At 70.4% G+C, this 5,943-nt stretch carries 9 protein-coding genes; 1 reads left to right on the forward strand and 8 read right to left on the reverse strand.

Translation table 11 applies throughout. From position 1 onward, the window contains the following. Window positions 1-860 (forward strand): hypothetical protein (locus tag E1258_RS28960; protein WP_132406711.1); only part of this gene is annotated, 860 nt, incomplete at its 5' end. A gap of 38 nt (window positions 861-898) precedes the next feature. On the opposite strand, the gene truA is transcribed toward E1258_RS28960, so the two are convergent. From truA to infA, 8 genes are all read right to left on the reverse strand, one after another. After that, the gene (truA, locus tag E1258_RS28965; RefSeq protein ID WP_132406713.1) at window positions 899-1,729 is read right to left on the reverse strand and encodes a tRNA pseudouridine(38-40) synthase TruA; all 831 of its coding nucleotides are present in this window, start codon (window positions 1,727-1,729) and stop codon (window positions 899-901) included. Between the two features lie 70 nt (window positions 1,730-1,799). Beyond that, complete coding sequence (gene rplQ, locus E1258_RS28970; protein WP_007073008.1) at window positions 1,800-2,366, reverse strand: 50S ribosomal protein L17; 567 nt, start codon at window positions 2,364-2,366, stop codon at window positions 1,800-1,802. 34 nt (window positions 2,367-2,400) lie between these two features. Continuing rightward, window positions 2,401-3,423: a DNA-directed RNA polymerase subunit alpha gene (locus E1258_RS28975; RefSeq protein ID WP_132406715.1), complete on the reverse strand. Its 1,023-nt coding sequence runs from the start codon at window positions 3,421-3,423 to the stop codon at window positions 2,401-2,403. Between the two features lie 98 nt (window positions 3,424-3,521). Continuing rightward, window positions 3,522-4,148 carry a 30S ribosomal protein S4 gene (rpsD, locus tag E1258_RS28980; RefSeq protein ID WP_007073010.1) on the reverse strand — a complete coding sequence of 209 codons (627 nt, stop codon included), beginning with the start codon at window positions 4,146-4,148 and terminating at the stop codon, window positions 3,522-3,524. 14 nt (window positions 4,149-4,162) lie between these two features. After that, window positions 4,163-4,570 (reverse strand): 30S ribosomal protein S11, encoded by a 408-nt coding sequence (gene rpsK / locus E1258_RS28985; protein ID WP_007073011.1) that lies wholly within the window; start codon window positions 4,568-4,570, stop codon window positions 4,163-4,165. 87 nt (window positions 4,571-4,657) lie between these two features. Continuing rightward, a complete protein-coding gene (gene rpsM / locus E1258_RS28990; protein WP_007073012.1) occupies window positions 4,658-5,038 on the reverse strand; it encodes a 30S ribosomal protein S13 in 381 nt (126 codons plus the stop codon). Window positions 5,039-5,293: 255 nt separating this feature from the next. Further along, entirely contained in the window at window positions 5,294-5,407 is a 114-nt protein-coding gene (gene rpmJ / locus E1258_RS28995; RefSeq protein WP_076466651.1) for a 50S ribosomal protein L36, read from the reverse strand. 95 nt (window positions 5,408-5,502) lie between these two features. Then, window positions 5,503-5,724 carry a translation initiation factor IF-1 gene (gene infA / locus E1258_RS29000; protein ID WP_007073013.1) on the reverse strand — a complete coding sequence of 74 codons (222 nt, stop codon included), beginning with the start codon at window positions 5,722-5,724 and terminating at the stop codon, window positions 5,503-5,505. Window positions 5,725-5,943: the final 219 nt, after the last annotated feature.

Here is a 5,943-nt window from a genome sequence, read left to right on the forward strand (position 1 = left end):
CCGTTGCGGTTGTCCGGGGCCCGTCGGCGGGGTACGCCACCACGCAGCCGCTGCACCTGCCCCGGTCCCGACGGGCCCCGGACAACCGCAACGGCGGCCGGCTCTGGCAGGTGATGTTCGGCGGCGCGGCGGTCCTGGCGTTGTTCGCCCTCTGCGGGCTCGGCGGTGCCGCACTGCTGGCCGACCGGGCCTCCGGACCCCGGGTCGCGCCGAGCCCGCCGGCCGCCGCCCCGTCGCCATCGACGACCGTACGGCAGGACATCGACTCCCGGGACACCGACGCGGCGCCGCTGACGGCCAAGGAGGTCTTCCCCGGCCAGAACGTCACGGTCGGCGACGGCGAGGAGCCGTACGAGGTGCTCAAGAGCCAGTCCAGCGGAAGCTGCGTGGTCGCCGCCGCCGGCGAGGTCGCGGACCTGCTCGTCCGGCTCGGCTGCAACCAGGTGGTCCGGGCGAGCCTACGCTCCCCCGACGGCGACCACCTGCTCACCGCCGGGCTGTTCAACCTGACCGACAAGGCCACCGCCCAGCGCGTCCGGGACCGCCTCCGGCAACTGCTCGACGAGCGGCAGGGCCGGTTCCGTGGCCTACCGGCCGGCGACGGCACCGAGGCGCTGACCGAGGCACCGGCCCGCGTCGGCTGGCAGGTACGCGGCCACTACCTCGCGTACTGCCTCGTGGTCCGCGCCGACGGCGAACCGGTGAAGGCCGCCGACCCGAAGGTGCGCGAGATCCTCTTCGATCTGATCGAGCTGCACCTCACCAAGGGGGTGCTGGAACGCCGGGCGACCGGCGGCACCGCCGGCCAGCCGACGACCAGCCCCAGCGACCGCGAAGAGGGCGACGCCGAGGACGACTGACGGGCGCGGCGCTCGGCCCTGTCGTGAGGAGCCCGCGTTCAGCCCCCGGTGGGGACGCGGAGCCGGCGGGTCAGGTCGGCGCGGCGGGCGTACTCGGCGGGGTCGTCGGGATAGCCGACGGCGACCAGCGTGAGCCCGTGCGCCGGGGCCACCGTCACCTCGCTGGACCGCTCCCGCCGGGTGAGCAGGCTGCCGGGCCAGTCCACCGGGCGTCGCCCGTCCCCCGCCACCAACATCGCACCGACCAGGCTGCGCACCATCGCCTGACAGAACGCGTCGGCCTGCACGGTGGCGACCAGGAGGCCGTCCGGGTCGCGCCGCCAGTCCAGCCGGGTCACCTCCCTCAGCGTGGTGGCGTTCTCCTTCCGCCGGCAGTACGCGGCGAAGTCGTGCTCCCCCACCAGCCCCGTCGCGGCGGCGTTGAGCAGGCCCGGGTCGAGCGGCTTCGGCCAGGCCAGCACCTCGTGCCGGCGCAGCGGCTCGGCGCCGAAGGGTGCGTCGGTCACCCGATACTCGTAGCGGCGGAAGGTGGCCGAGAACCGGGCGTCGAAGTCCGCCGGCACCTCGGTCATCGCCCGCACCCGCACGTCGGTGGGGAGCAGCCGGGCCAGCCGGCGCAGCAGCCGGCCCTCGTGCTCGCGCCACACGGCGGCGGGCAGGTCGAGGTGGCAGACCTGACCGGTGGCATGCACCCCGGCGTCGGTCCGCCCGGCCACGGTCAGCCCGGTCGCCACCCCCGCACCGAGGACCAGATCAAGGGTCCCGGTGAGCACGCCGGCCACCGTCCGCCGGGCCGGCTGGGCCGCCCAGCCGGAGAAATTGGTGCCGTCGTATGCGACGGTCAGCCGCAGCCTGACCCGCTCGTCCACCTCGTACCTCCTCACGGTTCGGGCCCGGCACCCCAGGAAGGGATGCCGGGCCCGATGATGCTGCCGCTGCTCAGGCCTTGTTCTCGGTGCCCTCGGCGGCCTCGTCGCTGTCCTCGCGGGCAGCGGCGGTGTCACCGGACGCCGACACCGGCGCCTCGGAGTCCTGGTCGGCCTGGGCCGGCTCCGGGGTCTCCTCGGCCGGTGCCAGCGCCTCGACCTTGTCCTGCTGCGCGGCCTTGCGGGCGGCGGTCTTCTTGTTCGCCTTCGGCTCGGCGACCTGAAGCTCCTCGACCAGCTCGATGATCGCCATCGGAGCGGCGTCACCCTTGCGCGGACCGGTCTTCACGATCCGGGTGTAGCCGCCCGGCCGGTTGGCGTACCGGGGCGCGATCTGGTCGAACAGGGTGTAGACCACGTCCTTGTCCTTGACGACGCCCAGCACCCGACGGCGGGAGGCGAGGTCGCCCCGCTTGGCCTTGGTGATGAGCTGCTCGGCCAGCGGACGCAGCCGCCGGGCCTTCGTCTCGGTGGTCTGGATCTTGCCGTGCTGGAACAGCGCGGTGGCCAGGTTGGCCAGCATCAGCCGCTCGTGCGCGGGGCTGCCGCCGAGGCGGGGGCCCTTGGTGGGCGTGGGCATGCTTGGTGCTCCTCAGGTGTGGCGGCAGCGGGGACTAGAGCTGCTCGGTCTCGCGGTAGTCGTCGGTGTCGTAGTCGGCCTCACCGAAGGCGTCCACGACGTGCGCCGGGTCGAAGTTCGGGGCCGAGTCCTTCAGCCCCAGACCCATCCCGGCCAGCTTCATCTTGACCTCGTCGATCGACTTCTGGCCGAAGTTGCGGATGTCGAGGAGGTCGGCCTCGGTGCGCCCGATCAGCTCACCGACGGAGTTGATGCCCTCGCGCTTGAGGCAGTTGTAGGAGCGGACGGTGAGGTCCAGCTCCTCGATCGGCAGGGCCAGGTCCGCCGCCAGCTGGGCGTCCTGCGGGGACGGCCCGATGTCGATGCCCTCGGCGGTCTCGTCCAGCTCCCGGGCCAGCCCGAAGAGCTCCACCAGCGTCGAACCGGCGGAGGCCAGCGCGGTACGCGGGCCCATCGACGGCTTGGTCTCGACGTCGATGATCAGCCGGTCGAAGTCGGTCCGCTGCTCGACCCGGGTCGCCTCGACGCGGTACGTCACCTTCAGCACCGGCGAGTAGATCGAGTCGACCGGGATCCGGCCGATCTCGGCGCCGGTCTGCTTGTTCTGCGCCGCCGTCACGTAGCCGCGACCCCGCTCGACGGTCAGCTCCATGTCGAGCCGGCCCTTGCCGTTCAAGGTGGCGAGCTTCAGGTCCGGGTTGTGCACCGAGACGCCGGCCGGGGGCTGGATGTCACCCGCGGTCACGTCGCCCGGGCCCTGCTTGCGCAGGTACATGCTGACCGGCTCGTCGTGCTCGGAGCTGACGCACAGCTCCTTGATGTTCATGACGAGCTCGACCACGTCCTCCTTGACGCCGGGGATCGTGGTGAACTCGTGCAGCACGCCGTCGATCTTGATGGAGGTGACCGCCGCACCCGGGATCGACGACAGCAGCGTGCGCCGCAGCGAGTTGCCCAGGGTGTATCCGAAGCCCGGCTCCAGCGGCTCGATGGTGAACCGGGAGCGGGTCTCGTTGATCGACTCTTCGGACAGAGACGGTCGCTGGCTGATGAGCATGTCTTCTCTTCTCTTCCGGGACGCCCGCTATTTGACGTCCACGACACAAACCGTTCCGGTGGCCCGCCCCGCAGGGCGGACCACCGCAACGAGCCCGACTACTTGGAGTAGAGCTCGACGATCAGCTGCTCCTGGACCTGGGTGTCGATCACCTGGCGAGCCGGGAGCGAGTGCACGAGCACCTTCATCTGGCTCGGGATGGCCTCCAGCCACGCCGGAACCGTCCTGGAGCCGGCCTCGGCCTGCGCCACGATGAACGGGGTGAGCTCCTTGCTCTTGCCCCGGACCTCGATGATGTCGTGCTCCTTGACGCGGTACGACGGGATGTCGACCTTCTTGCCGTTCACCGTGAAGTGACCGTGCTTGACCAGCTGGCGGGCCATGTCCCGGGACTTGGCGTAGCCGGCCCGGTAGACCACGTTGTCCAGCCGCGACTCGAGGATCTGCAGGAGGACCTCACCGGTCTTGGCCTGCTTGGCCACGGCTTCCTCGTAGTAGCCGCGGAACTGCTTCTCCAGCACGCCGTACACGCGGCGGGCCTTCTGCTTCTCACGGAGCTGGAGCAGGTACTCCGTCTCCTTCGTGCGGCCGCGGCCGTGCTGCCCGGGCGGGAACGGCCGGGACTCGAACGGGCACTTCGGGCCATCGCACTTGCTGCCCTTGAGGAACAGCTTCATCTTCTCCCGCCGGCAACGGCGGCAGTCAGCACCGGTGTAACGAGCCATCTCTCTCTAACCTCTCAGACCCGGCGACGCTTCGGCGGACGGCACCCGTTGTGCGGCTGCGGAGTCACGTCGGAGATCTGACCGACCTCCAGCCCGACGGCCTGCAGCGAACGGATGGCGGTCTCCCGGCCGGAGCCGGGGCCCTTGACGAACACGTCGACCTTGCGCATGCCGTGCTCCATCGCCCGACGCGCGGCGGCCTCGGCGGCCAACTGCGCGGCGAACGGGGTCGACTTGCGGGAGCCCTTGAAGCCCACCTGGCCGGCGGAGGCCCAGGAGATGACCGCACCGGTCGGGTCCGTGATGGACACGATGGTGTTGTTGAAGGTGCTCTTGATGTGCGCCTGCCCATGGGCGACGTTCTTGCGTTCCTTGCGCCGGACCTTCTTGACGGCGGCTCCGGCACGAGCCTTCGGTGGCATAAGTCTGTGCGCTCCTAGTTGACTTCCCGGTACCGGTTGCGGCCCGGCCTAGCTCGACGGACCTTGACCGGTCTTCCGGTCTACGTCTTACTTCTTGCCGGGCTTCTTCTTGCCGGCGACGGTCCGCTTCGGGCCCTTGCGGGTGCGGGCGTTGGTCCGCGTCCGCTGGCCACGCACCGGGAGACCACGGCGGTGGCGGATACCGGCGTAGCAGCCGATCTCGACCTTGCGGCGGATGTCAGCGGCGACCTCGCGGCGCAGGTCGCCTTCAACCTTGTAGTTGGCCTCGATGTGATCGCGGAGCTGAACCAGCTCCTCGTCCGTGAGGTCCCGAGCGCGCTTGTCCGGCGAGATGCCGGTGGCGGCGAGCGTCTCCAGGGCACGGGTGCGGCCGACCCCGAAGATGTAGGTGAGCGCGATCTCCATCCGCTTCTCGCGGGGGAGGTCCACGCCGACTAGACGAGCCATGTGCGGGCGTACTCCTTGTGGTGTTCTGGCGGAGGTCTGCACCCGTCCCACCCCACTCCGGTCGCCCGACCGGCGCCGTGGCGCCGGGAGGTTCGACCGCTGCCCGAGCGGGCCCCGGCCTCCGACCGGGGGTCAACCACGCAGTGGTACGCGACGCGCACCGCTCGCGGCTGGGACGAGCTGATGATGTGTTGGGTGGATCTGCGGTGCCCGGACCGGACCGACCGGCCGTGGATCACGGTCGGTCGGGCTGGATCAGCCCTGGCGCTGCTTGTGGCGCGGGTCGCTACAGATGACCATGACCCGGCCGTGCCGGCGGATAACCCGGCACTTGTTGCAGATCCTCTTGACGCTCGGGTTGACCTTCACGGTTGCCTTACTTCCCATCTGGCCCAGGGACGCGACGACGCGCGACGCCGGACGTCGAAGACGGACACGGGACTATCCGGCCGTCGTCAGGTCGCTTACTTGTAGCGGTAGACGATGCGCCCGCGGGTCAGGTCGTACGGCGAGAGTTCGACGACGACGCGGTCCTCCGGCAGGATGCGGATGTAGTGCTGACGCATCTTGCCACTGATGTGAGCCAGCACCTTGTGACCGTTCGCGAGCTCCACCCGGAACATGGCGTTCGGCAGGGGCTCGATGACCCGACCCTCGATCTCGATGGCTCCGTCTTTTTTCGGCATGTCCTCCGCTGTCCTGACTTCGGTTACTCCGGACGGCCCACAACGTCTTACACGGGCTCCCGACGTTGATCGGGTGCCCGCGCCAGCCGCGGCTCCGGCCCCACCGAAGCGCGGGTGGGCATGCCGGAGTGGACGCTGTGCGCCGATCAGAAAGTGTACGCCCGCCTGCGTGCCGCCGCCAAACCGGCCACCCGCGCGGTCACCCGACCGGAGCATTTC

Source organism: Micromonospora sp. KC207, from assembly GCF_004348615.1.
In the GTDB taxonomy this organism is placed as follows: domain Bacteria; phylum Actinomycetota; class Actinomycetes; order Mycobacteriales; family Micromonosporaceae; genus Micromonospora.